Raw genomic sequence first — 25942 nt, 5'->3', positions numbered from 1 at the left:
CCGATCCGCGCCGGGCGAGGGCGAGAAAAGCGCCCGGCCCCCTTGTCGGAAGCACACAATACGGGGCTCACCTGCGCTGTCCAGAGCCTGAGACGTCGTGGATGCTGGGCTGGAGCGGTACTGCTCACTACGATCGTGCCTCATGAGCACTGAGCAGCAGGTGGCGGCGGAGGAACCGGGGCCGGAGCGGACCGTGCAGGTCCCCGGGGCGGTGCTCGCGGTGAGCGGTCCCGCAGCGGCCACCGAGGGGCTGCCGCCCGCGCTCTTCGTGCACGGGCTCGGCGGCTCGGGCGACAACTGGACCGAGCTGATCGCCGAGCTCGGCGGGGAGCTCGCGGCCGAGACGGTCGACCTGCCCGGCTTCGGCTGGTCCGCGCCGCCGCAGGACGGCAACCTCTCGCTCTCCGGGCACGTCCGGGCGGTGATCGGGTACCTGGAGGCGGCGAACCGGGGCCCGGTGCACCTGTTCGGCAACTCGCTCGGCGGCGCGGTCGCGGTCCGGCTGGCCGCGCTGCGGCCCGACCTGGTGCGCAGCCTCACGCTGATCTCGCCCGCGCTGCCCGAGCTGCCGCCGCAGTACACCGCCTGGCCGACCGGCCTGCTCGCACTGCCCGGCGTCCCCGCCCTGCTGGGCCGGACCCGCAGCCCCGGCGGCGACGTCGAGCAGGCCACCCGGGAGCTGCTCGCGCTGGTCTACGGCGACCCGGCGGCCGTGCCGCCCGCGCAGTGGGACCGGGCGGTGGCCGAGTACCGGCGCCGGGCCGGGCTGCCGTACGCGCTGGCGGCGCTGGCCGGTTCGGCGCGCGGGATCGTCGCGGCGTACACCGAGCGCGGTGAGCAGGCGCTCTGGCGGCAGGCGGCGCAGGTGAAGGCGCCGGTGCTGCTGGTGTACGGGCTGCGCGACAAGCTGGTCTCGTACCGGTCCGCCCGGCGGGCCTGCGCGGAGTTCGCGGACGCCCGGCTGCTGGTGCTGCCGGAGTCGGGGCACGTGGCGATGCTGGAGCACCCGGAGCTGGTGGCGCGCTCGGTGCGGGAGCTGCTGGCCGAGAGCTGACGGGGCGTCGGATCGGCGGCGGATCGGACGGCCGGAGAACGGCGGACTGCGGTCGAGGTCACGCGGGTTCACTCGTTCAGGTGGCTGCCGGGTCCGTGACCGATGGGTCGTCAGCGTTTCGTTCTACCTTCGTGGTGTCGGACCGAACAGGTGTGGGGGAGCAGCAGGCGTCTGCGGCTGCGCAGGGTGTCGAGCGGTGCGGTGGAGCCCGCCGGGAGCCCGTTCTGAGTACTGGTACGTCGGCTGAGGCCGTGGCGTAACCGCACCCGGTCAAGGGAACCGCTCTGCTCTGGAGGTCGTCGTGCGCATTGCTCTGCTCACCGAGGGTGCCAGCTCGTACGCACAGCGTGCCGACAGCTGGTGCGGGCGGCTGATCGAGGGTCTGCCCGAGCACGAGTTCCGGCTCTACCTGCTGGGCGGGGGTGGCGGGCCCGACGAGGGCCCGGTGCCGGTCGCCGAGCTGCCGCTCTGGGGGCGGCGGCCGAAGGGGCGTGGGCCCGCGCTGCACCGGCGGCGGTCCTACCAGCAGGCGTACCGCGCGCTGATCCGCTCACTGGTGATACCCGGCGAGCGGGAGTCCTTCGGCCCCGCGCTGCACCGGCTGGCGGCGCTCGGTCGGGAGGACGGCGCGCTGCCGGCCTTCCTGGCATCGGGGCCGGCCCAGCGGGTGCTTGAGCAGGCTTGGCGTTCGCCCGGCGCCGAGACGGCGGCGGGCCAGCCGCAGGTCAGGGACGTGCTGGTGGCGGCGGACCTGCTGGAGCAGTGCCTGCGACCGCTCTCCGCGCCCTGGTACGGCACCGGCCCCGGCGGGCTCGGCTCGGCCGACCTGTGCCACGTGGTGGGCGGCGGCCCGGCCGCACTGCCCGCGCTGGTCGCCAAGCAGCTTCACGGCGTGCCCTTCGTGATCACCGAGCACGGGCTGCACCTGCGCGAGCAGTACCGCAGCTACCGCACCGCGCCGTACCGCTGGCCGGTCCGCGCGCTGCTGATCGGCTTCTTCCGGCTGCTCACCGAGGAGACCTACCGGCAGGCCGCCGTGCTCACCCCGGGCAGCGGCTACGACCGGCACTGGCAGGAGCGCTGCGGGGCCGACCCAGCGCGGATCAGGGTGGTGCACGAGGGCACCCCGGCGGTGGCCAGGGCGGCGGCCGGGCCCGAGCCGGAGGGCGGCCCGGTGCTGGTCTGGGCCGGGGCGCTGGAGCCGGGGCGTGATCCGGCGCTGATGCTGCACGCCTTCGCCCGGATCAGGGCCGAGCAGCCCGCCGCCCGGCTGCGGATGTACGGCGAGGAGGGTGCGCCCGGCTTCCTGGCGCACTGCCGGGAGATAGCCGAGCGGCTCGGCGTGGACGCGGCGGTCAGCTTCGAGGGCAGGCCCGAGAGCGGCCCGGCCGAGGTTTGGGCGGCGGGCAGCCTGGTGGTGTTCTCGGCGCTCGCCCAGCGCAGCCCGCGCCTGCTGGCGGACGCGATGCTGAGCGGCCGCGCGGTGGTGGCCACCGAGGTCGGGGTGGCCCGCGAGGTGGTCGGGCCGACCGGCCTGCTGGTGCCGCCGCGCGACCCCGCCGCGCTGGCCACCGCCTGCCTGGCGCTGCTCGGCGACGAGGAGCGGCGGGCCAGGCTCGGTCTGGCCGGGCGGCTGCGGGCCCAGGAGCGTTTTGCGGTGGAGCCGGTGGTGACGGCCTTCCGGGAGATCTACCTGGAGCTGGTCTCCCGCTGGCCCGCCTTCCCGACGGTGGCCAAGGCGGCGGCCCGGCCGTTCGCCCGGCCCGCCGAGTACTGGGTGGCAGGTCCCGCCACCGCCGAGCCCGTGGCCGAGGCCGTCTGATGACCGGGCGGGAGGTGGATCCGGTACGGGAGTTGATGGAGCGTCACCGCACCTCGTGCGAGCAGGCCGTGGACGCGCTGGAGATCGCCGCCGCCCTGGAGGACGCCGGTCTCGGCCCCGCCGAGGCGGCCCGCTGCCGGCACGCCGACGTGTTCTCGCTGGCCGAGGAGCTGTACGCCCGGGTCCCGCGCCGCCCGCCGACCGCCCCGGTCCCGGTGCCGCCGGTGCGCTGGCAGCAGCGGTCCTGGCAGGCGCTGCGCAGTGCCGTCCGGCACGGTCTGCCGGCGGCGGCGCTGGCCGGTGGCGTGGCCGTTCTGCCGCCGGTGGCCCGGGGGCCGCTGGCCGTGCTCTGCGGCGGCTGGCTGGCCTGGGCGGCCGCCCGTCCTGACGGAGCGTCAGCGCCGGACGGAACGGTTCTGCACCGGGCCGGCTACGGCGCCGGAGTGGCCCTGCTGGTGGTGCTGCCGGTGACGACCGGCGGCCCGGCCGGAGCCGTGCTGGGCGTGGCCGTCGCGACGGCCGTCGGCGCGGTCGAGTGGACCACCGGCTGGCTGCGGCAGGTGGGCTGGGGCCACCTCGGCGCGGCCCGCACGATGGCCGACTTCCGGGCCCGGATGTGGCCGGCCCTGCCGGTGGCGTCCGCGCTGCACCTGCTGGCGACGGCCGGACTCGGCCTGACCGGCCTGCTGCTGCTCACCGCCGTCGGCCCGCGCCCGGGCGGCGGCCTGCTGTACGAGGCCGTGCACCGGGCGACCGGCCCGCAGTGGGCCGGCCAGGCCGCGCTCGCGCTGCTGCTGCTCCCGGCGACGGTCCTGCTGCGCTGCGGCCGGGCGACGCCGGCGGTGGCCGGGCTGCTGGCGGCCGGCACGGCGGGCCTGCTGCTCACGGCGGCGGCCCGGTACCGGCCGGAGACCGCCCAACTGCTCGCCTGCGGATCGGCCGCCGCCCTGCTGCTGCCGTACGCCTGGCTGGTGCTGGGCCGCCCGGGCGCGCACCGGCGATAACCCCCTCTGTCCCCCGTACGAATCTCATGGAAGGACACCCCCTGATGAGGGTGCTGCTGCTGGGCGCCGATGGCTTCATCGGCCGTCGGGTCGCCGAACGACTGCTGGTCGAACCGGACCTCCAGGTCACCGTGCTCGGCCGACGCGACTCGGCCGACATCCGCTTCGACCTGACGGCGGGCAGCCCCGGCGCGCTGGCCCGGTTCCTGGACGCGGTGGCTCCGCAGGCGGTGATCAACTGCGCCGGGGCGACCTACGGCAGCTCACGGGCCCTGATCCGGTCCAACACGCTCGCGGTGGCCACCGTCTGCGAGGCGATCCGGCGCAGCCGGGAGCCGGCCAGGCTGGTGCATGTCGGCTCGGCCGCCGAGTACGGGCCGATGCCGAGCGGGGTGCCGGTCCCGGAGACTGCGGAGCCCCGGCCCGCCGGCCCGTACGGGGTCTCCAAGCTGGCCGGGACGGAGCTGGTGCTGGCCTCCGGCCTGGACGCGGCGGTGCTCCGGGTCTTCGACGTGGTCGGTCCCGGCTCGCCGGCGGCCTCGCTGTTCGGGCGGCTGGCGGAGGGGCTGCGTCGGGCGTTGGAGCAGGAGGAGCACCAGGTCCGGATGCCGGACCTGTCCGGATACCGGGATTTCGTCGACGTCAGGGACGTCGCCAGGGCGATCCAGTCGGCCGCGGTCTCGGCCGCCACCGGGGTGATCAACATCGGCAGCGGCCACGCGGTCCGGGCCAGGGACGCGGCGCAGTTGCTGGTGCGGGCGTCCGGGTTCGAGGGTTCGATCAGCGAGGATGCCCGGGTGGCGGCGCTGCCGGTGCAGCCCGGGGCGGGCCAGGAGCACCCGCCGCACTACCCGCCGCACCGCCCGTCCGGCGAGCCGGCGCAGTGGCGGCAGGCCGACGTCAGGACGGCGCGGGACCGTCTCGGCTGGCGGACACAGGTGCCGCTGGAGGAGTCGCTGGGCGACATCTGGCTGGAGACCGCCTGTCGGGTCTGACCGCCGCCCACCAGGGGAGTTGAGCCCTCGGGGAGTGGTCCCAGCATCCGGCGACGACTGTCTCACCCATCGGACCTGCTGTCTCGGAATACCCCGACCGAGTGACACTGTTGGCGTATCAGAGTCACCGATGGTGGCTCATGCCAAGCCCCGAACTGACGACCATCGGAGTCCCCGTGTCGCTGCCACCCCTGGTCGAGCCGGCCGCCGAGCTCACCGTTGACGAGGTCCGCCGGTACTCCCGCCACCTGATCATCCCCGATGTCGGGATGGCCGGGCAGAAGCGGCTGAAGAACGCCAAGGTGCTCTGTGTCGGCGCCGGCGGCCTCGGTTCGCCCGCCCTGATGTACCTGGCGGCGGCGGGTGTCGGCACCCTCGGCATCGTCGAGTTCGACGTCGTCGACGAGTCGAACCTGCAGCGGCAGATCATCCACGGCCAGTCCGACATCGGCCGCTCCAAGGGCGAGTCGGCGCGGGAGTCGGTCCAGGAGATCAACCCCTACGTCAACGTGATCCTGCACGAGGAGCGCCTCGACAACGACAACGTGATGGAGATCTTCTCCGGCTACGACCTGATCGTCGACGGCACCGACAACTTCGCCACCCGGTACCTGGTGAACGACGCCGCGGTGCTGCTCGGCAAGCCGTACGTGTGGGGCTCGATCTACCGCTTCGACGGCCAGGCCAGCGTGTTCTGGGCCGAGCACGGCCCGTGCTACCGCTGCCTCTACCCCGAGGCCCCGCCGGCCGGCATGGTGCCGTCCTGCGCCGAGGGCGGCGTGCTGGGCGTGCTCTGCGCCTCGATCGGTTCGATCCAGGTCACCGAGGCGATCAAGCTGCTGGCCGGCATCGGCGAGCCGCTGGTGGGCCGTCTGATGATCTACGACGCGCTGGAGATGAACTACCGTCAGGTCAAGATCCGCAAGGACCCTGACTGCGCGCTCTGCGGTGAGAACCCGACGGTCACCGAGCTGATCGACTACGAGGCCTTCTGCGGCGTCGTCTCGGAGGAGGCCCAGGCCGCGGCCGCGGGCTCGACCATCACCTCCAAGCAGCTCAAGGAGTGGCAGGACGACAACGAGGACATCTTCCTCGTGGACGTCCGCGAGCCCGGCGAGTACGAGATCGTCAACATCCCGGGTGCCGTGCTGATCCCGAAGAACGAGTTCCTGATGGGGAACGCGCTGGAGACGCTGCCGCAGGACAAGAAGATCGTGCTGCACTGCAAGTCGGGCGTCCGCTCGGCCGAGGTGCTGGCCGTCCTCAAGTCGGCGGGCTTCTCGGACGCGGTCCACCTCGGTGGCGGCGTGCTCGGCTGGGTGAACCAGATCGAGCCGCACAAGCCGGTCTACTAGGACGCGAGCAACGGGAGAGGGGCGCGGGGCCACTGGCCACGCGCCCCTCTCGGCGTTTCGGTTACAGCGCGCCTCTGCGTTGCAGGACGTTGTAGCAGAACCAGCCGGGGATGACGGGCAGCCAGAAGGTCAGCGCCCGGTACAGGAAGACCGCCGAGGTGGCGATCGGGGCGGGGGCACCGCTGATGGTCAGGGCAGTGATCATGGCGAACTCGACCGCGCCGATGCCACCCGGGGTCGGGATCGCCGAGCCGGCCGCGTTGGCGGTCAGGAAGACCACCGCGACGGCGGAGAAGCTCATCGAGTACCCGAAGGCCCGGATCGAGGCGTCCAGGCAGGCGGTGAAGCTCAGGGTGAGCAGCAGGATGCCGCCGAAGCCGGTGAGCAGCTTGGTCGGGGTCTGCAGCAGGTCGAGCATCCGGGGCACCACGCCGAAGAACAGCGAGCGCACCCGGGTCACCACGAACCGCCGCAGCGGGCCCACCGCCGCGATCACCAGGGCCAGCACCGCCGCGGTCAGGATCGCGATGATCACTGCCTTGTCGGCGCCCTCGCCGCCCTCCTTCTGACTGCCCGTCACCAGGCCGAAGACGAAGAGCAGTCCCAGGTGCCCGGCCAGCCCGGCCAGCTGGGAGGCGCCGACGCTGGCCACCGCCGGGCCGGAGCGGATGCCGGAGCGCTGCAGGTAGCGGGTGTTCAGCGCGATGCCGCCGATCGCGGCGGGCGCGACCAGCTTCACGAACGAGCCGGCGATCTGGGCCGCCACCGTCCGCCGGAACGGCAGCCGTTCCGGCACGAAGCCGGTCAGGCTCATCGAGGCCGCGACATAGGTGAAGGCGGCGGCGGCCAGCGCGGCGGCCGCCCAGCCCCAGTTCATCTGGTCCAGGTTGAACTGCTCGGGCTTGATCGTGGTCAGCGCGAAGTACGCCGCGAAGGCCAGCGCCACCACGGTGATCACGGTCTTCGGCTTGAGCCGCTCGAGCTTCGCCGGTGCCAGCGGGGCCTCCGGGACGACCTGGAGGATCTGGCCGCGGATCCGGCTGAGCAGGTCCTCGCTCGCCGTCACGATGTCCTCCTCGGCCTGCTGCTGGGTCCGCTCGCCCGCCGCGACCTGCTCCAGCGCCAGTGCCTGGGCGGCGGACTTGCGCTCCTTGTTCAGCCGGGCCAGGTCGATCCGGGTGGACCGGTTCAGGCCGACCGGCTGGAGCAGCGGCAGCGCAGCCGCGACCCGGTCCGCGCCGAGCGCACCGTTGGCGACCGCCACCGCGCGCTCCGGGCCGATCCGCAGCGCGAAGGTGGTGAGCAGCTGGGCGACGTCGATCCGGAGCGTCAGGTCGCCCGCCGCGATGTCGCCGCCGGAGAGGTTGACCAGGTAGCCGGTCTTGTCGTCGACCACCAGCAGGGATTCGCCGGTCAGCCGCCGGTGGGCGATCCGGCGCTCGTGCAGCGCGTCGATGGCCTCCCAGAGCGAGGTCATCAGCTGGTCGGTGATCTCCTCGTCGGTCAGCTCGTCCAGCGGACGGCCCGTCAGCTTCTCGTACACCAGGATGGCGGCGTCCGGGCCGAGTTCGGAGGTGGCCACCAGCTGCGGGGCGCGGGCGCCGGAGGCGGTGGCCGCGTACGCGATCAGGGCTTCCTGCTCCAGTGCCTGGCGCAGCGACTGCGGGCTGCGGCGGACCGCGACCGAGCGCAGCCGCAGCCGCCGCCAGGCCCGGTAGAAGAAGCCGGAGGCCTGCTGCTCGCGGTCGATGATGTGCACGTCCAGCGGCGGCCCGGAGTGCTGCTCGACGTAGTACCGCCGGGTGCCGCCCGGGGCGTCCGGGGCACGGTGCGCACCGGCCGGGGCGAAGCCGACCTTGCGCAGGCCGATCATCAGGTGCTGCCCGGTCGGGCGGATGTTGGGCGAGCCGATCGCGTACAGCGTGGCGTACGCCACCGACCAGCCGATCAGCACGGTCAGGACCAGCGAGAGCACCGTGGTGTACCCGCTGATCAGCTCGGTCAGCCCGCTGAGCAGCACCACCGTCCAGAGCGCCACCCGCCAGCGCGGGCGGCTCGACATGCCGACCGCCGTCATGTAGGCGATCACCGGCGCGAGATAGCCGTGCACCGGATCGGTCAGGACCGGCCCGCTGCCCAACGACACCTGGGTGAGCGCCTCCTGGACGGTGATCGGCGCACCCGCGGCGACCCACCAGTCCACCCCGAGCGAGGTCCCGTACGCCAGGACCGAGGCCAGCACGCCGTCGGCGACCCGCAGGCCGTCCCGTTTGATCAGCCGCTCGACCGCGAAGGCGAGCGGGACGGCCAGTACCGCGATGCTCGACACCAGGCCGGCGACCGTGGTCAGCCAGCTGGGGATGCGCTCCGCGTTGACCGAGATGTCGTTCTGCAGGCCGAAGGTGGTGGAGACCGCGAAGCGGGCCACCAGGAAGAGCGCCACTATGCCGCAGAGCCCGGCCAGGAAGCGGAGCAGATCGGACGGGCGGTGCGCCCGGGCGGCGAGCAGTGGCTCGTCCACGGCGAGGTGGTCGCCGCTCGGTGGCTCCTCGGCCACTCCTTCTTCCCCCTTGGTCCCCTTGGTCAACGACGGTGCGGGCAGTCCGGGAGCTGCGGTGGCGGACCCGTGCGGGCCCTCGTCCACGTCCACTTCTACCGTCCCGGTCATCTGGTCTTGTCCTCGTATCACCACTCACCGCCCCGAAGATGGTGGCACGCCGGGTCCTCCCATGCGGGACAGGGGCCACATCGGGCGCGCCGAATCCCTCCCTGGGAGTGCCTTGATCGACCGGTTGGTGCCGGAGCCGGTCCGGTTTTTGGCAGGATGCCAGGCGTGACGAACCTTGAGCCGCAGGACGAGCTGCCGCCGTACGTCGAGTCGGTGCTCGAGCTGACCGAGCGGATCCCGCCCGGCCGGGTGATGACGTACGGGGACGTCGCCGAGTACCTCGGCCGGGGCGGCCCCCGGCAGGTCGGCCGGGTGATGGCGCTGTACGGCTCGGGCGTGCCCTGGTGGCGGGTGGTCAGGGCGGACGGCCGGCCGCTGCCCGGCCACGAGCACCGGGCGCTGCCCGAGTACCGGACCGAGGGCACCCCGCTCAGACTGGTCGGCGGCGAGCCCCGGGTGGACCTCCGGCAGGCCCGCTGGGACGGGATCTAGAAACTGCGCCGGTAGGCTCGACCGGGTGTCCTCCCCGTTCCGACTGGTCCGCAGTCCGCTCGCGCAGCCGGCCCCGCCCGTGCTGGACGAGTACCAGCGGGCCGTGGCCGAGCACACCGACGGGCCGTTGCTGGTGCTCGCCGGGCCCGGCACTGGCAAGACCACCACGCTGGTGGAGTCGGTGGTCCGGCGGATCGAACGCGGCACCGACCCCGAGCGCATCCTGGTGCTCACCTTCAGCCGCAAGGCCGCGATGGAGCTGCGGGACCGGACCACCACCCGGCTCGGCAACGGCTCGGCCACTCCGCAGGCCACCACCTTCCACTCGTTCTGCTACGCGCTGCTCCGGGCCCACCAGGAGCCCGCCGCGTACGCCGAACCGCTCCGGCTGCTCTCCGGGCCCGAGCAGGACGTGATGGTCCGTGAGCTGCTGGCCGGTCATGCCGAGGACGTCAGGCTCGGCGCGGGCGGCATCGCCTGGCCGCTGGACCTGCGGGCCTGCCTGACCACCCGGGGCTTCGCCGACGAGGTCCGCGCGGTGCTCGCCCGCAGCCGGGAGCTGGGCCTCGGCGAGGCCGAACTGAGCCGGTTCGCCGCCGGGGTGCAGCGCCCCGACTGGGCCGCCGCCGCGCACTTCCTGGCCGACTACCTGGACGTGCTCGACCTGCGCGGCGTGCTCGACTACGCGGAGCTGGTGCACCGCGCCGTGCTGCTGGCCGAACGGCCGGAGGTGGGTGACGCGCTACGGGCCCGCTACGACGTGGTGTTCGTGGACGAGTACCAGGACACCGACCCGTCCCAGGTCCGGCTGCTGCGCCAACTCGCGGGCGGTGGAAGGGACCTGGTCGCGGTCGGCGACCCGGACCAGTCGATCTACGCCTTCCGGGGCGCTGACATCAACGGCATCCTCGACTTCCCCGACACCTTCCCGAAGGCCGACGGCAGCCCCGGCGAGGTCAAGGTGCTCCGGGTCTCCCGCCGCTCCGGCGCCGTCCTGCTGGCCGCCGCCCGGGAGCTCACCCGGCGGATGCCGATGGGCCGGCTGCCCGCCGAGAAGCTGGCGGCGCACCGCGCCCTGCTGCCCTCCCGCGAGGGCGGCCGGGTCGAGGTGTACACCTATCCGACCCCCGGCGCCGAGCTGGACTCGGTCGCCGACCTGCTGCGCCGGGCGCACCTGGAGGACGGCGTGCCGTGGGGCGAGATGGCGGTGCTGGTCCGGGCCGGTGGCCGGTCCATCCCCGGCGTCCGGCGGGCGCTCGGCGCGGCCGGGGTGCCGCTGGAGATCGACGGCGACGACCTGCCACTCCGTGAGGAGCCCGCCGTCACCCCGCTGCTGACGGCCCTTCGGGTCTGCGCCCACCCCGCCGAGCAGTGCACCGCCGAACAGGCGCACACCCTGCTGACCGGCCCGCTCGGCGGGCTGGACGGTTCCGACCTGCGCCGGCTCGGCCGGGCGCTGCGCGAGGAGGAACGGCAGGCGCTGCGCGGGGCCGAGGAGCCCGCCGTGGTCCGCCCGGCCGAGGAGCTGATCCGGGAGGCGCTGGCCGAGCCGGATCGGCTGGTCGCGATGGAGCCCGGCTACGCCCGCCGGGCCCGCGAACTGGGCATGCTGCTGCGCAAGGTCCGCGAACAGCTCGCGGGCGGCGGCGGAGCCGAGGCCGCGCTCTGGGAGCTCTGGGACGGCAGCCGCCGCTGGCGCGAGCGGCTGGAGCGGGCCGCGCTGCGCGGCGGCGCGGCGGGCCGCAACGCCGACCGGGACCTGGACGCGCTGTGCGCGCTGTTCGAGACCGCGGCCCGCTCGGAGGAGCAGGTGGCCGGGCACCGGGGCGCGCAGGAGCTGCTGGCCGAGCTGGAGGCGCAGGACATTGCCGCCGACACGCTGGCCGTACGGACGGTGCGGCCCGAGGCGGTCCGGCTGATGACCGCGCACCGGTCCAAGGGGCTGGAGTGGCGGGTAGTCGTGGTGGCCGGGGTGCAGGACGGCCTCTGGCCCGACCTGCGTCGCCGGGGCTCGCTGCTGGAGGCCGACCGGATCGGCCGGGACGGCCTGGCCGAACCGCTCTCCCCGGCCGCGCTGCTGGGGGAGGAGCGCCGCCTCTTCTACACGGCCGTCACCCGGGCCAAGGACCGGCTGATCGTCACGGCGGTGAAGGCCCCGGCCGAGGACGGCGACGAGCCGTCCCGTTTCCTGCGCGAGCTGTACCGGGAGGAGCTCGACCCCCGGACCGGCCGGGTGCTGCGCCGTACCCCGCAGGTGACGGTCGAGGACGTGACGCACCGTCCGAAACGGCCGCTGGCGGTCTCCGCACTGGTCGCCGAGCTGCGGGCGGTGACCGTGGACCCCGCGCGTCCGGCCGAACTGCGCCGGGCCGCCGCCGAACGGCTGGCCGTGCTGGCGGCGGCCACCGACGAGGACGGCGCCCCGCTGGTGCCCGCCGCCCACCCCGACCGGTGGTGGGGGCTGGTGGACCGGACCGAGTCGGCCGAGCCGCTGCGGGACGCGGAGCTGCCGGTGCGGCTGTCGGGGAGTGGTCTGGAACAGCTGGAGAGCTGCTCCTTGCAGTGGTTCCTGGAGAAGGACGTCAAGGCGGGCAGCACCACCACGGCCGCCCAGGGTTTCGGCAACGTGGTGCACGCGCTGGCCGACGAGGTCGGCTCCGGGCGGACCCCGGCCGACCTCGCGGTGCTGATGGAGCGGCTCGACACGGTCTGGGACGCGCTGGCCTTCGACGCACCGTGGAAGTCCCAGCAGGAGAAGGAGCAGGCCAGGGCGGCGCTGGAACGCTTCCTGCACTGGCACGTGCTGGAACGTGGCCGGAGCACTGTCGCCACCGAGCACGACTTCGACCTCACGCTGCCGGTCGGGGAGGTCAGCGTCCGGATCCGGGGCTCGATGGACCGGGTCGAACGGGACGAGGCCGGCCGCGCGTACGTGGTCGACTTCAAGACCGGCAAGCAGCTGCCGACGGACAAGTCGCTGCCCGACCACAAGCAGCTGGCGGTCTACCAGCTCGCCGCCCGGGCCGGGGCACTGGACGAGCTCTTCGAGCACCGCCCCGAGGTCGGTGGCGCGGAGCTGGTCCACCTGCGGGCGGAGGCTTCAAAGACGGAGCCGGAGGCCCCCAAGGTCCAGCACCAGGGACCGCCGGAGGAACCGTGGATCGAGAACCTGCTCGCGGACACGGCGGGCAAGGTGCTGGCGGAACGGTTCAGCCCGCGGACGAGTGACTCCTGCGCCCGGTGCAGCTTCCGCGGCAGCTGCACCGCCCAGCGGGACGGGCGCCAGCTGCTGGACTGAGGTGCCGGGCCGCGGTGGTTACCCTTGGCGGAATGCGATCCCTGCTCAGTGACCCGGAACAGCTCAAGGAGCTGCTCGGCGTCCCGTTCAACCGGGAGCAGATGGCCGCGATCGGGGCGCCGCTGGAGCCCGCGGTGATCGTGGCGGGGGCCGGTTCGGGGAAGACCACGGTGATGGCGGCCCGGGTGGTGTGGCTGGTCGGATCGGGGGCGGTACGGCCGGAGCAGGTGCTCGGGCTGACCTTCACCAACAAGGCGGCCGGTGAGCTGGCCGAGCGGGTCAGGACGGCGCTGCTGCGGGCCGGGGTGCTGGAGGACGACGAGGACTCGCTCGGCGAACCGGAGATCTCCACCTATCACGCGTTCGCCGGACGCCTGCTCAAGGAGCACGGCCTACGGCTGGGCATCGAGCCGGACGTCCGGCTGCTCGCCGACGCCACCCGGTTCCAGCTGGCGGCCAGGGTGCTGCGGCACTCGCGCGGCCCGTACCCGGCCCTGACCGGGGCGCTCGTAGGCCTGGTCGCCGAGCTGATCGCGCTGGACTCCGAGCTGGCCGAGCACCTGGTGGAGCCCGCCCGGCTGCGCGACTTCGACCGGGAGCTGCTGGACCACGCGGCCACCGTGAAGCTGAGCAACGACGACCTGCGGGCGATCCCGGTGACGTCGCGGGCCCGGCTGGAGCTGCTGGAGCTGGTGGAGGAGTACCGCCGCCGCAAGCAGTCCGGCAACCTGATGGACTTCGGCGACCAGATCGCCGCCTCCGCCCGGCTGGCCCAGCAGCGTCCTGAGGTCGGGGTGCTGCTGCGGGAGCAGTTCAGGGTGGTGCTGCTGGACGAGTACCAGGACACTTCGGTGGCCCAACGCCTCATGCTGGCCGGGCTGTTCGGTGCGGGCAGCGGTCATCCGGTGACGGCGGTCGGCGACCCCTGCCAGGCGATCTACGGCTGGCGCGGCGCCTCGGTGGCCAACCTGGACGACTTCCCGCGGCACTTCCCGCGCCGGGCCGGCACCCCCGCGCACCGCTACTCGCTCAGCGAGAACCGGCGCAGCGGTGGCCGACTGCTCGCCTTCGCCAACCAACTGGCCACCCCCCTGCGGGAGATGCACGCGGGCGTGGAGGCGCTCAGGGCCGCCCCGGGGGACGAGCTGGACGGCTTCGTCCGCTGCGCACTGCTGCCCACCCACGCCGAGGAGGTGGAGTGGCTGGCCGACCGGATCGCCCATCTGACCGCCACGGGCACCGCGCCGGGCCGGATCGCGGTGCTCTGCCGCAGCGGTTCGGCCTTCCCGGACATCCACGCCGCACTGGTCGCCCGGGAGGTGCCGGTCGAGGTGGTCGGGCTCGGCGGGCTGCTCCAACTCCCGGAGGTGGCCGACCTGGTGGCGGTCTGTGAGGTGCTGCAGGACCCGACCGCGAACGCCTCGCTGGTCCGCCTGCTGATCGGTCCGCGCTGGCGGATCGGCCCGCGCGACCTGGCGCTGCTCGGCCGCCGGGCCGCCGCGCTGGTGCGGACCGGACGGGCCGGGAGTGGCGACGCACTGGCGGCCGCGGTGGCGGAGACCGATCCGACCGAAGTGGTGTCGCTGGCCGACGCGTTGGAGAGCTTCCTGGACAAGGACCAGCCGGACGAGCTGCCGTTCTCGCCGGAGGCCCGGGTCCGGTTCTCTCATCTGGCCCGGGAGACCCGGGAGTTGCGCCGCTCGCTGGCCGAGCCGCTGATGGACGTGCTGCACCGGGTGCTGGCGGTCACCGGCCTGGAGGTCGAACTCTCCGCCTCGCCAACCGCGTTGGCCGCCCGCCGTCGGGAGACCCTGCACTCCTTCCTGGACGTGGCCGCCGGTTTCGCCGACCTGGACGGCGACCCGGGGCTGTCCGCCTTCCTGGCCTTCCTGCGCGCGGCGCAGGAGTACGAACGCGGCCTGGACAGCAGCCTGCCCGGCGGGGAGGACACCGTGAAGGTGCTCACCGCGCACAAGTCCAAGGGCCTGGAGTGGGATGTGGTGGCCGTCCCCGGGCTGGTCAAGGAGGCGTTCCCGAGCGCCAAGGGCCGGGAGCGCTGGACCAGCACCAAGAAGGTCCTGCCGCACGAACTGCGCGGGGACGCCGCCACCCTGCCGGTGCTCGGCGATCTGACGCCCAAGGAGATGAAGCTCTTCAAGGCCGAGATGGCCGAGCACTCGGCCACCGAGGAGCTCCGGCTCGGCTACGTCGCCTTCACCCGGCCCAGGGAGCTGCTGCTCGCCTCCGGCCACTGGTGGGGGCCGAGCCAGAAGCGCCGGCGGGGTCCTTCCACCTTCCTCACGGCGCTGCACGAGCACGCCGCGCAGCCCGGCAACGGCGAGGTCGAGGTCTGGGCCGAGCCGCCGCTGCCGGACGCCGAGAACCCGGCCCTGGACAGCTCGGTGGAGACGCCCTGGCCGCTGCCGCTGGATCCCGCCGCCCAGCTCGCCCGCCGCCGGGTGGCCGAGGTGGTGCACCGCCGGCTGGCCGGGGAGCCCGCGCCGGAACCGGAGCGGATGGCGCCGGAGTCGGAGCGTCAGGTCGCCTCCTGGGACCGCGACCTGACGGCCCTGCTGGGCGAACTGGAACGCTCCCGCCGGGCCGTCCGGGAGGTCCCGCTGCCCGCCTCGCTGTCCGCCACCCAGCTGCTGAAGCTCGCCGCCGACCCGGACGGCTTCGCCCGGGAGCTGGCCCGCCCGATGCCGCGCCCGCCGCAGCCCGCCGCACGCCGGGGCACCCGCTTCCACGCCTGGGTGCAGGCCCGGATCGAACCGCTGCTGCTGGTCGATCCCGACGCGCTGCCCGGGGTGGACGACGACGGCATCGAGGACGAGCACGACCTGGAGCGGCTCAAGGAGGCGTTCCTGCGCAGCCCGTACGCGAGCCGGCGGCCGTACCGGGTGGAGGCCCCGTTCCAGCTGGTGCTGGGGGGCCGGGTGGTGCGCGGCCGGATCGACGCGGTCTACCAGGAGAGTGACGGTGGCTCAGGGTCACCAGCAGCCCCCCGCTGGGAGGTGGTGGACTGGAAGACCCACCGGGAGGAGACCGCCGACCCGCTCCAGCTGGCCGTCTACCGGCTGGCCTGGGCCGAACTGATGGGCGTCGAGCCGGAGCAGGTCACCGCTTCGTTCCTGTACGTCCGTAGTGGCCGGGTCGAAACTCCGGCCGAACTTCCCGACCGAAAAGAGTTGACCCGGCTTCTGATCGGGAATGACACAAGATGAGTCACGCAGAGCATCCATTTCGTCACGGCATCGTGCGAAACCTGTGCGCTGTGCACTATTCGCGCCTATTGTGGGGTCGGTAACCGGTCACCCCCGAACTCCGGCCACCGGTCAGGGCTCCACGACCTGACCCTCTGTCATCACCGCAGGTGTCCCAGGCACCGGCCACCTTCTGCTGGAGAGACCGAAGTTGAGCGCGACCGGATGGATCAGAGACCGGCTCGCGGGGCCGACCCCGGGGGCTGTTCCAGGCACGGTTACCGGGACCTGGCCGAAAACCTCGATGGCGCTGCCCTTCATCGGCATGCTGCTGGTGCTCGCCCTCGACTTCTTCAGCAACTCGGCGGTCACCGTCGAGCCCGCCCTCACCGCCGTCCCCGCGCTGGCCGCGGTGGTCAGCCGACGCACCTGGTACCCGCTGCTGATCGGCCTGTTCACCGAGATCGCCGCCTTCGCGCTGGCCGGCTACCACGAGGTGCTCGGCCAGTCCGTGCACAGCGCCACCGTCTTCGCGATCGCCCTGGTGGCCGCGATCGGCTGGGTCAGCGCCACCCTGAGAGTCCGTCAGGAGCAGGCCCTCGCCGACGCCCAGCTGGTCGCCGAGATCGCCCGCCGGGTCCTGCTGCGCTCCGTCCCCGACCGGGTCGGCAGCGTCCGGGCCGCCGTGCACTACGCCGCCGCCGCCGAACACGCCTCGATCGGCGGTGACCTGTACGAGGTGGTGAACACCCGGCACGGCGTCCGCGCGGTGATCGGCGACGTCCGGGGCAAGGGCCTGGCCGCCGTCGAGACCGCCGCCGCCGTACTCGGCGCCTTCCGCGAGGCCGCCCACCAGGAGCCCGCCCTGGACCGGGTGGCGGCCTGGCTGGCCGTCAGCCTCGACCGGGCCCTGCACGAGAACGACCACCCCGGGGTGGAGGAGGAGTTCGTCACCCTGCTGCTGATCGGCGTCTGCCCCGACGGCACCGCCGAGATCGTCAACTGCGGCCACCCCGCCCCGCTGCTGCTCCGGGCCGGCCAGACCCCGCGCCCGCTCGAACTGCCCGAGACCGTACCGCCGCTCGGCGTCCTCGACCCGGCCGATGTCCGCCCGCCCGTCCAGCGGATCCGGGTCGAGCCCGGCGACCGGGTGCTGCTCTTCACCGACGGCGTGATCGAAGCCCGTGACCACCGCGGCGCCTTCTACCCCCTCGCCGAACGGCTCCCCTACTGCGCGGTCGGCGGCCCCGTCGAGGTCCTCCGCCGCCTGCACGACGACGTGGTCCGCCACGTCGGCCGCAAGCTCGGCGACGACGCCGCGATGCTCCTGCTCCAGTACGAGCCGATCCTCCCGCAGCTCCCGCACCAGTCGGCCGTGACCAGGCAGCTGCTCTAGGCGGTGCACCACCAGGGGCTCGGGGAACTGCGACGCCGACCTCGGAAAAGGTGATCCGTGCGCAGGTGGTCAGGCACTTTCGCAGTGACCCGAACGCCAGATCTCGTCGCCGTTCCCCGAGCCCCTGGATAGTGCAACTTGCGCTCAGAGGTCGACCTCGACCAGGAGCGGCCGGTGGTCCGAGATCCCCGTCCGGGGGGCGATCGCGGAGCCCACTGCGGTGCGGGGCACCCCGGTGGCCAGGACGTGGTCGAACTGGACGGCCGGCCGGTGCGACGGGTAGGTGGGCGTCTTGGCGAGGTCGTGCCACCCCTGGAGACGGGGCCGGGGCGCCCGGCTGCGCCGCCGGGGCAGCTGCCGCTGCGGCCGCCGCCCGAGTGCGGTGGCACCGCCGAGCACGGTCCGCGGCACAGCCCCGATCAGGTTGAAGTCACCGAGCACCAGGTGCGGCTTCGGCAGGTCCGCGATCCACCGCCGGATCGCCGCGAGTTGGGCCATGTTCCACCCGGGTACGAAGGACAGGTGGGTGGCGACCACGGTGAACTCGCCCCGCTCGCCCTGGAGTACGGCGGCCAGGGCGGCCCGTGGTTCGTCCGGTACGGGGGTGAGCCCGCGCCGGCCGGCCACCCGGAGCGGCAGGCCGAACGGCGCCGGGGCGAACCGCCGGGCCCGCCACTGGCTGACGGGCAGTCGGGTGAGCAGGGCGGTGCCGTAGGACGGGTGCGGGGAGTCGCCGACCTCGTCGGGGCCGTACACCTGGAGCCCCGGCACGGCGGGGTCGAGAATCCAGCCGGTGGACGGCGCCGGGCGGCCGTGCAGGGCGGCGGCGAACCGCCAGTCGCTCGCGCCCATCGCCTTGGCGGCCACCGCGGCCTGGTCGGCGAAGCCGGAGCGTTCCTGGTGGCGGTCCACCTCCTGGAGCGCGAGCACGTCCGGGGCCAGCCCGGCGACCGCCTCGGCCAGCGGGTCACCCGGCTCGGCGGGGTAGGGCAACGGGCTGCCGTCGGCGGCCAGCGGCCGGCCGTGCAGGAGGTTGAAGGTGGCGATGCGCAGCGGGCTCACACCAAGTGACGGTACCGGCAGAGCTTGAGGCTGTGGAGCATACCGGGTATACATACTCGGTATGTCCATCCGTCACGGTCTGCTCGCCCTGCTCGATCAGGGCCCGCGCTACGGCTACCAGCTGAGAACCGAGTTCGAAGCCCGTACCGGTGCCACCTGGCCGCTCAACGTCGGTCAGGTCTACACCACGCTCGGCCGCCTGGAGCGGGACGGCCTGGTCGCCCCGCACGGTGAGGACGCCGAGGGGCACGTCTACTACGCCGTCACCGAACAGGGACGCGCGGAACTGCGCAACTGGTTCGACACCCCGGTGCCCCGGACCAATCCGCCCCGGGACGAGCTGGCGATCAAGCTGGCGATGGCGGTCACGGTGCCCGGGGTGGACGTCGAGGCGGTGGTCCAGGGCCAGCGCAGGCACAGCATGAAGGCGCTGCAGGACTACACCCGGCTCAAGGGCCAGGCGCTGACGGCCGAACGGGACGGCCGCTCGGACCTGGCCTGGCTGCTGGTGCTGGAGCAGTTGATCTTCCAGACCGAGGCCGAGATCCGCTGGCTTGACCACTGCGAGACCCGGATCGCGCAGTACCGGCCCGCCCCCGTGTCCGCTCCTGAGCCCGCCCCGCCGCCCGCGCCGGCCCCGGCCGCCTCGGCCGCAGAGACGCCCCGCGCCCGTCGGCGCAGCCGTTTCTGACCCACCGTCATTCGAACAACGTCACAGCAGGGGGAGAGTTGACCACTCAGCAAGTCCGGTCCGGTACCGATGCGGTGCTGCACCTGGAGAACATCACCCGAGTCCACGGCCACGGCGCAGCCGAGGTGCATGCCCTGCGCGGCGTCGACCTGAAGGTGCACCCCGGCGAACTGGTCGCGGTGATGGGCCCGTCCGGCTCCGGCAAGTCCACCCTGCTGACCCTGGCCGGCGGGCTGGACAGCCCGACCACGGGCCGGGTGCTGGTCGAGGGGCAGAGCCTCGGCGACCTGTCCCGCAAGCAGCAGGCGCAGATCCGCCGCCGGGCGATCGGCTACGTCTTCCAGGACTACAACCTGATACCCGCGCTGACCGCCGCCGAGAACATCGCGCTGCCCCGCGAGCTGGACGGCGTCTCGACCCGGGCCGCGCGCCGGGAGGCGTACGCCGCGCTCACCGAGCTCGGCATCGAGGAGCTGGCCGACCGCTTCCCCGACGACATGTCAGGTGGCCAGCAGCAGCGGGTGGCGATCGCCCGGGCGCTGATCGGTGAGCGCCGCCTGGTGCTCGCCGACGAGCCGACCGGTGCGCTGGACTCCACCACCGGCGAGGCGGTGCTCTCCGTCCTGCGGGCCCGCTGTGACGCCGGTGCGGCGGCCATGCTGGTCACCCACGAGGCCAGGCACGCCGCCTGGGCGGACCGGGTGGTGTTCATCCGGGACGGCCGGGTGGTGGACGAGAGCGTCAGCCGGGACGCCGCCAGCTTGCTGGTCTCGGCCGCCACCAACAGCACCGGACCGGTGGCGGAGTGAGGCTCACCGCGTGGCGGGTAGCCCTGCGGATCGCCCGCCGGGACGCCCTGCGGGCCAAGGGCCGCAGTGCTCTGGTGATCGCGATGATCGCCCTGCCGGTGCTCGGCGTGGCCGGGATCGACGTGGTTTTTCGCAGTGCCCAGCTGGAGCCGGAGCAGCGGATCACCAGAACCATGGGCGAGGCCGACGCGACGGTGTCCGGCAGGGGACAGGGCATCATCGTGGCCCAGGCGCCGAATCCGGACGACGGCTCCATGAGCAGGCCGGTGACGAAGGGGCAGCAGCCCACCGCGGAGCAGACCCGGAGCAAGGCCACCACACCGGGCGAGCTGATCACCCAACTGCTGCCCGCAGGTGCCAGGTTGGTCCCGCTCGGCAGCACCGAGAGCACCACGGCCACTACCGCGAGCGGCCAGCTCAAGGTCGCAGCGCTCGAGGCCGATCTGACCGACCCGGTCTGGCACGGTCGGGTCAACCTGACCGGCGGGCGCGCGCCGGCCGCCGCGCAGGAGCTGGCGGCCACCGACGAGTTCCTGCGGACCGCGGGTCTCCGGATCGGTGACACCACGACCTTGCGCGGTCTTGAGGGCAAGCCCTTCACCATCACCGCCTCGGTGGAGTACCCCGACCAGCTGAAGGAGAGTCAGCTGCTGGTCCGGCCCGGCTCGCTGCCCGTGCCGCCGGCCGAGCAGAACCACCCCAGGGGCAAGGGCAGCGGGGGCGGCGACTACTGGCTGGTCAAGCTGCCCGCCGGGGCCGTGCTGGACTGGCCGAAGGTGCTGGAGCTCAACAAGTACGGTTTCGCCGTCGCCTCGCGTGCGGTGCTGCTCGACCCGCCGCCGCGCTCCGAGGTCCCGTTCTACGCCGACCAGGAGCAGTACAGCAGCGGCTTCACGCCGAACATGGCCGCACTGGCGGTCGTGGCCACGGTGGCCGGCATGGCCTTGCTGGAGATCGTGCTGCTGGCCGGACCGGCCTTCGCCGTCGGTGCCCGCCGTTCGCGGCGGCAGCTCGGACTGCTGGCCGCCGGCGGTGGCGACCGTTCGCACGTCCGCTCGGTGGTGCTCGGCGGTGGTGTGGTGCTCGGCCTGGCCGGTGCGGTCACCGGTGTGGTGCTCGCGGTGCTCGCCGTCGCGGTGGCCCGGCCCTGGCTGGAGGACCTGGCGGGCAGCCGCTTCGGCAGCTTCGACCTGGCCCCGCTGGACCTGGCCGGGGTGGCCGCGATCGGCCTGGTCACCGGCCTGCTGGCGGCGGTCGTCCCGGCCGTCCAGGCGTCCCGGCAGGACGTGGTGAGCGCCCTGACCGGCCGCGGCTCGATCAAACCGCCGAACCGCAAGCTGGCCCTGCTCGGCCTGCTGATGCTCGGCGGCGGTGCCGCGATCGCGCTGCTCGCCCCGACCCTCGGTGGGCAGCACGGCAAGCGCGGGGCACTGGCCGTGCTCGGCGGCTCGGTGATCGCCGAACTGGGCATGGTCGCCTGCACCCCGATGTTGGTCGGCCTGTTCGGCCGGCTCGGCCGCTGGCTGCCGCTCAGCCCCCGGCTCGCCCTGCGCGACTCGGTCCGGCACCGGGGGCGGACCGCTCCGGCGGTGGCCGCCGTGATGGCGGCGGTGGCAGGCTCGGTCGCGGTCGGCATCTACGGCGCCAGCCAGAATCTGGAACACCGTCAGGACTACCAGGCCACGCTGCGCAGCGGCGCGGTGCTGCTCGACCTGGGGTACGGCGAGAGCGACGCGGCCCAGTTCCCGGCCCGCCGGGAGGCGTTGGAGCGGATCATGCCCAACCTCGGGCCGCGCGGCGAGATCTTCGAGGCCAGGTACGCGGCGTCGTCGTCCACCAGGAACGGTCCGGGCGGGTACATGCAGCTGCAGGTGCCCGCGGATCTCCGCTGCCCGCTGTACGGCCCGGATCGGACCGAGGAACCCACCGACGCCGAGTACCAGCGGTTCCGGAACGACCCGCGCTGTCTCGATCCGGCGGGCAGCTACTCGACCGCATTCAGCGGCCCGCTGCTGGTCGGGGACACCACCGCGCTGAGCAATCTCACGGGGGTGCGCGATCCGGCCGCCGCGGCTGCGCTGGCCGAGGGCAAGGTGCTCGTCTTCAACCCGGACCACCTGCGGAACGGCAAGGCCACCTTCACCCTGACCGATGCCCCGCCCGAGCTGTCGGCCGATCCGTCCATGACCGACCAGGATGAGTTCGCCAACGTCAGGGCCGTCCCGACCAGGCCGAAACAGCACGACATCTCGGTGGAGGCGGTGCTGTTCCAGCCGGAGCTGCGCAACCTCGGTGCCTTCGCCACACCGGAGACCGCCCGGCGGCTCGGCCTGACGGTGGCCGAGGCCGGTACGGTCTGGCAGCCCTCGGCGATGCCGAGCAGCGAGGACGAGCAGAAGGCCGAGGCCGCGCTGGCCAAGCTCGGTGCGGACAGTCGGTTCACCGTCGAGCGCGGTTACCGGGAGCAGGGCAACCTGATCACCCTCGGCCTGACCGCCTTCGCCGCGATCGTGGCCCTGGGCGCGGCGGGCATCGCCACCGGCCTGGCCGCGGCCGACTCCCAGCGCGACCTCGGCACGCTCGCGGCGGTCGGTGCGACCAGCGGCATCCGGCGCCGGCTGTCCGGCTTCCAGTGCGGGGTGATCGCGGCGATGGGTACGGTGCTCGGCACCATCAGCGGGGTGGTGCCCGCGATCGCGCTGCGGATCATCGAGAGCACGCCGCAGTACCCGGGGGACGCGGGCAGGGACGCCGTGATCGCCGTCCCGTGGCCGACGATCGGGCTGACCCTGCTGGTGCTGCCCGTCGTGGCGGTGCTGCTGGCGATGCTGTTCACGCGGTCGAGGCCGGTTCTGCTGCGCCGCTCGGCCTGAGCCCGAGCGCCTGAGCCCTCGTCACCTGCGTCACTCCCTTCCCAGGGGTGACGCAGGTAACGGGTCCGCTCCTTGGGAGCACGGTTCACCGAGTCCGGGCGGCGAACTAAAGTCGTCCGTATGACGAAAACCCCGGACAGCGTCGTCCGCTCCTTCATCGACCGGCACCAGGACGAGTTCCTGCGCGATCTCGCCGACTGGCTGCGTATCCCCTCCGTCTCCGCGGACCCGGCCCTGGCCGGCGAGGTCCGCCGGTCCGCCGAGTGGCTGGCGGAGCAGCTGCGGGCGACCGGCTTCCCCGTGGTCGAGGTCTGGGAGACCGACGGGCTGCCCGCGGTGTTCGCCGAGTGGCCGTCCGGGGACCCGGCCGCGCCCACCGCGCTGGTCTACGGTCACCACGACGTGCAGCCGGCGGCGAAGGAGGACGGCTGGGCGACCGAGCCGTTCGAGCCGACCGTGGTCGGCCGCCGGCTGTACGCCCGGGGTGCGGCCGACGACAAGGGGCAGGTCTTCTTCCACACCCTGGGTCTGCGGGCGCACCTGGACGCCACCGGCCGGACGGCGCCCGCGGTCAACCTCAAGCTGCTGGTCGAGGGCGAGGAGGAGTCGGGCTCGCCGAACTTCGAGGCGCTGGTCCGCCGGGAGGCCGAACGGCTGGCCGCCGACGTGGTCTTCGTCTCCGACACCGGGATGTGGTCCGAGACCACCCCGACGGTCTGCACCGGCATGCGCGGCCTGGCCGACGCCCAGCTCGACCTGTACGGCCCGGACACCGACATCCACTCGGGCTCCTTCGGCGGCGCGGTGCCCAACCCCGCCGAGGTGGCCGCCGAGCTGGTCGCCGCGCTGCACGACGCGGACCGCCGGGTCGCCGTCCCCGGGTTCTACGACGGCGTGGTGGAACTGACGGACCGTGAGCGCGAGCTGTTCGCCGCACTGCCGTTCGACGAGGCGCAGTGGCTGCGGGTCGCCAAGTCGTACGGCACCCGGGGCGAGGCCGGGTACTCCACCCTGGAGCGGGTCTGGGCCCGTCCGACCGCCGAGGTGAACGGCATCTGGGGCGGCTACACCGGCCCGGGCGGCAAGACCATCGTGCCGTCCGAGGCGCACCTCAAGCTCTCCTTCCGGCTGGTCGCCGGGCAGGAGGTGGAGAAGGTTCGCGAGGCCGTCCGCAGCTGGGTGGCCGAGCAGGTGCCCGAGGGCATCCGGTACGAGCTGACCTTCCCCGGTGCCACCCGCCCGTGCCTGACCCCGCTGGACCACCCGGCGCTGCAGGCCACCGTCCGGGCGATGGGCCGCGCCTTCGAGCAGGAGATCCTGTTCACCCGCGAGGGCGGTTCGGGCCCGGCCGCCGACCTGCAGGACGTGCTCGGCGCACCGGTGCTCTTCCTGGGCATCTCGGTGCCCTCGGACGGCTGGCACTCGGTGAACGAGAAGGTCGAACTGGACCTGCTCAGCAAGGGCGTGGAGACCGCTGCCCACCTGTGGAGCGAGCTGGCCGAGAGCTGGCCGCAGGCATGAACCTTCACGAAGCTTCCGATCGAACGGGGATGGACCGACTTGAGCACCGCGCCTGACACCAAGCAGCTCGCGCTGGCCAGGGCCGGGGTCGACCGGGCCGCCCAGCACCGCTTCGACGAACCGTGGCTGGCCGCGGCCTGGAGCCACCCGAGCACGAAGGTGCTGCCGATCGCCGGCGGCGAGGTCTTCGTGGTGGACACCGAGCAGGGCACCGAGCTGGTGCTGATGCCCTCGTTCGAGGCGCCGCAGACCGGCGACCGGTACTTCCTCGGCACGGACGAGGACGGCACCTCGTACTTCGCGATGGCGGGCTCCAGCCTGCCGGGACGGCTGGACGGCGACGCCCGCCCGGCCGGTCTGCGCGAGGTCGGCGCGCTGCTCTCGGCCCGGGACGCCGGGCTGCTGGTGCACGCCGTCGCGCTGGAGCACTGGCACCGGCTGCACAGCTTCTGCTCGCGCTGCGGCCAGCCGACCGAGAAGGCCGGTGCCGGGCACGTCCGGCGCTGCACCTCCTGCGCCGCCGAGCACTACCCGCGGACCGACCCGGCGGTGATCATGCTGATCACCGACGAGCAGGACCGCTGTCTGTTGGGCCGTCAGGCGCTCTGGCCGGAGGGCCGCTGGTCCACCCTGGCGGGGTTCGTGGAGCCGGGCGAGTCGATCGAGCAGGCGGTGGCCCGCGAGGTGCTGGAGGAGGCCGGGGTCAAGGTCGCCGAGGTCGAGTACGTGGCGAGCCAGCCGTGGCCGTTCCCGTCCAGCCTGATGCTCGGCTTCCTGGGCAAGGCCGATCCGAGCGGCACCGCGATCACGGTGGACGGCGAGGAGCTGGCGGAGGCGCGCTGGATCTCCCGGGACGAGCTGCGGGCCGGGATGGAGGCGGGGGAGATCCTGCCGCCGTCCGGTATTTCGATCGCCCGTCATCTGGTCGAACTCTGGTACGGAGAACCGCTGCCGAGTGCGGCTCGCTGGTAGCCCACCGGTTGGAGTGAAAAAGGGGCGTGCGGCTGATTGCCGTACGCCCCTTTCTGCTCTCACGATTCCGCCGACCGGCTATTTTCGACCGAATTCGAAATTCTCTGCTCAGTCGTTCTTTCGGTCGACTTCCAGCCAGCAGCTGACGGTCTTTCCGGTCAGCCGGGTGGTGACCGACCAGTCGCTGCAGAGCGCCCCGACGATGGCCAGGCCGCGGCCGTGGGCGTCCTCCTCGGCCGCCTCCCTGGCCTCCGGCAGGCTCCGGCCGAAGTCGGCCACCGAGATCTGCAGCGTGCGGTCGGTCAGCGCGAGCGTGATCGAGACCGCGCCCCGGCCGTGCCGCAGCGCGTTGGTGACCAGCTCGGACATCAGCAGCTCGGCGCTGTCGGTGAGTTCGGCGGCACCCCAGGCGGCCAGTGCCGTCCGGGTCAGCTGCCGGGCCCTGGCCACGTTGTGCGGCTGCGGCGGGAAGCTCGCGGTGGCGGACCAGGCGCCCCGGTCGGCCGCCTCCAGGGCCCGCCCCGGGCGATGGTCGGCACCGGCGGCCCCGGTGTGTGGAAGATTGATCGGCCGCGCCTTGAAGTGGCGCGCGGTACTGGTCACGGGCATGGCTCCGCCCCCGGGTGTACGTGGCTGGATGCGACACTCGTCGTCCGGACTTTCGTCAGGACCGGAGAGCCGCCGGGCGACTGCGAACGACCTGGTCGGGGTCAATACCGAGATCCCC

General features: G+C 73.4%; 17 protein-coding genes. 14 read left to right on the top strand and 3 right to left on the bottom strand.

Translation table 11 applies throughout. The features are described 5' to 3' along the window. The first annotated feature begins 142 nt into the window (after positions 1 to 142). The 5 genes from ASC99_RS01045 to moeZ all read left to right on the top strand — a co-directional run bounded on the left by ASC99_RS01045 (position 143) and on the right by moeZ (position 6230). Positions 143 to 1054: an alpha/beta fold hydrolase gene (locus tag ASC99_RS01045; protein WP_057227094.1), complete on the top strand. Its 912-nt coding sequence runs from the start codon at positions 143 to 145 to the stop codon at positions 1052 to 1054. 301 nt (positions 1055 to 1355) lie between these two features. Further along, positions 1356 to 2876 (top strand): DUF3492 domain-containing protein, encoded by a 1521-nt coding sequence (locus tag ASC99_RS01040; protein ID WP_057227092.1) that lies wholly within the window; start codon positions 1356 to 1358, stop codon positions 2874 to 2876. Next, positions 2876 to 3880, top strand: coding sequence for a hypothetical protein (locus tag ASC99_RS01035; RefSeq protein ID WP_057227091.1), 1005 nt, complete (start codon positions 2876 to 2878; stop codon positions 3878 to 3880). The genes ASC99_RS01040 and ASC99_RS01035 overlap by 1 nt, the downstream gene beginning before the upstream one ends. A gap of 44 nt (positions 3881 to 3924) precedes the next feature. Further along, entirely contained in the window at positions 3925 to 4875 is a 951-nt protein-coding gene (locus ASC99_RS01030; protein WP_057227089.1) for an NAD(P)-dependent oxidoreductase, read from the top strand. A 176-nt stretch (positions 4876 to 5051) separates the two neighbouring features. After that, the gene (gene moeZ / locus ASC99_RS01025) at positions 5052 to 6230 is read left to right on the top strand and encodes an adenylyltransferase/sulfurtransferase MoeZ (RefSeq protein WP_057227087.1); all 1179 of its coding nucleotides are present in this window, start codon (positions 5052 to 5054) and stop codon (positions 6228 to 6230) included. Between the two features lie 61 nt (positions 6231 to 6291). Here the strand turns inward: moeZ and ASC99_RS01020 are convergent, their stop codons facing one another. Continuing rightward, positions 6292 to 8898: a lysylphosphatidylglycerol synthase domain-containing protein gene (locus ASC99_RS01020; RefSeq protein ID WP_082597984.1), complete on the bottom strand. Its 2607-nt coding sequence runs from the start codon at positions 8896 to 8898 to the stop codon at positions 6292 to 6294. Between the two features lie 156 nt (positions 8899 to 9054). On the opposite strand from ASC99_RS01020, the gene ASC99_RS01015 reads away from it, so the two are divergent. The 4 genes from ASC99_RS01015 (at position 9055) to ASC99_RS01000 (ending at position 17287) form a co-directional block, all read left to right on the top strand. Beyond that, on the top strand, positions 9055 to 9390 hold the full coding sequence (locus ASC99_RS01015; RefSeq protein ID WP_057227085.1) for an MGMT family protein: 336 nt from the start codon (positions 9055 to 9057) through the stop codon (positions 9388 to 9390). A gap of 25 nt (positions 9391 to 9415) precedes the next feature. Further along, positions 9416 to 12688 (top strand): ATP-dependent DNA helicase, encoded by a 3273-nt coding sequence (locus ASC99_RS01010; RefSeq protein ID WP_057227083.1) that lies wholly within the window; start codon positions 9416 to 9418, stop codon positions 12686 to 12688. Positions 12689 to 12720: 32 nt separating this feature from the next. Next, a complete protein-coding gene (locus tag ASC99_RS01005) occupies positions 12721 to 15912 on the top strand; it encodes an ATP-dependent DNA helicase (RefSeq protein WP_057227081.1) in 3192 nt (1063 codons plus the stop codon). Between the two features lie 283 nt (positions 15913 to 16195). Then, a complete protein-coding gene (locus ASC99_RS01000; protein ID WP_057227079.1) occupies positions 16196 to 17287 on the top strand; it encodes a PP2C family protein-serine/threonine phosphatase in 1092 nt (363 codons plus the stop codon). Between the two features lie 144 nt (positions 17288 to 17431). Here ASC99_RS01000 and ASC99_RS00995 read toward each other — a convergent pair whose 3' ends face one another. Then, positions 17432 to 18349 (bottom strand): endonuclease/exonuclease/phosphatase family protein, encoded by a 918-nt coding sequence (locus ASC99_RS00995; protein ID WP_057227077.1) that lies wholly within the window; start codon positions 18347 to 18349, stop codon positions 17432 to 17434. A gap of 61 nt (positions 18350 to 18410) precedes the next feature. Here ASC99_RS00995 and ASC99_RS00990 point away from each other — a divergent pair, with 61 nt between their 5' ends. From ASC99_RS00990 to nudC, 5 genes are all read left to right on the top strand, one after another. After that, positions 18411 to 19040, top strand: coding sequence for a PadR family transcriptional regulator (locus ASC99_RS00990; RefSeq protein WP_057227075.1), 630 nt, complete (start codon positions 18411 to 18413; stop codon positions 19038 to 19040). A 38-nt stretch (positions 19041 to 19078) separates the two neighbouring features. Next, positions 19079 to 19849 carry an ABC transporter ATP-binding protein gene (locus ASC99_RS00985; protein ID WP_057227073.1) on the top strand — a complete coding sequence of 257 codons (771 nt, stop codon included), beginning with the start codon at positions 19079 to 19081 and terminating at the stop codon, positions 19847 to 19849. Then, positions 19846 to 22722, top strand: coding sequence for an FtsX-like permease family protein (locus tag ASC99_RS00980; protein ID WP_057227071.1), 2877 nt, complete (start codon positions 19846 to 19848; stop codon positions 22720 to 22722). Before ASC99_RS00985 ends, ASC99_RS00980 begins: the two co-directional genes overlap by 4 nt. A 120-nt stretch (positions 22723 to 22842) precedes the next feature. After that, a complete protein-coding gene (locus ASC99_RS00975) occupies positions 22843 to 24243 on the top strand; it encodes a dipeptidase (RefSeq protein WP_057227069.1) in 1401 nt (466 codons plus the stop codon). Positions 24244 to 24282: 39 nt separating this feature from the next. Continuing rightward, the gene (nudC, locus tag ASC99_RS00970; protein ID WP_235502750.1) at positions 24283 to 25215 is read left to right on the top strand and encodes an NAD(+) diphosphatase; all 933 of its coding nucleotides are present in this window, start codon (positions 24283 to 24285) and stop codon (positions 25213 to 25215) included. Positions 25216 to 25323: 108 nt separating this feature from the next. On the opposite strand, the gene ASC99_RS00965 is transcribed toward nudC, so the two are convergent. Further along, on the bottom strand, positions 25324 to 25818 hold the full coding sequence (locus ASC99_RS00965) for an ATP-binding protein (protein ID WP_057227065.1): 495 nt from the start codon (positions 25816 to 25818) through the stop codon (positions 25324 to 25326). Positions 25819 to 25942: the final 124 nt, after the last annotated feature.

The organism is Kitasatospora sp. Root107 (assembly GCF_001424875.1).
Classification (GTDB): domain Bacteria; phylum Actinomycetota; class Actinomycetes; order Streptomycetales; family Streptomycetaceae; genus Kitasatospora.
Note: the sequence above shows the minus strand (reverse complement) of the source record. Positions and strands in the feature narration are given on the sequence as shown.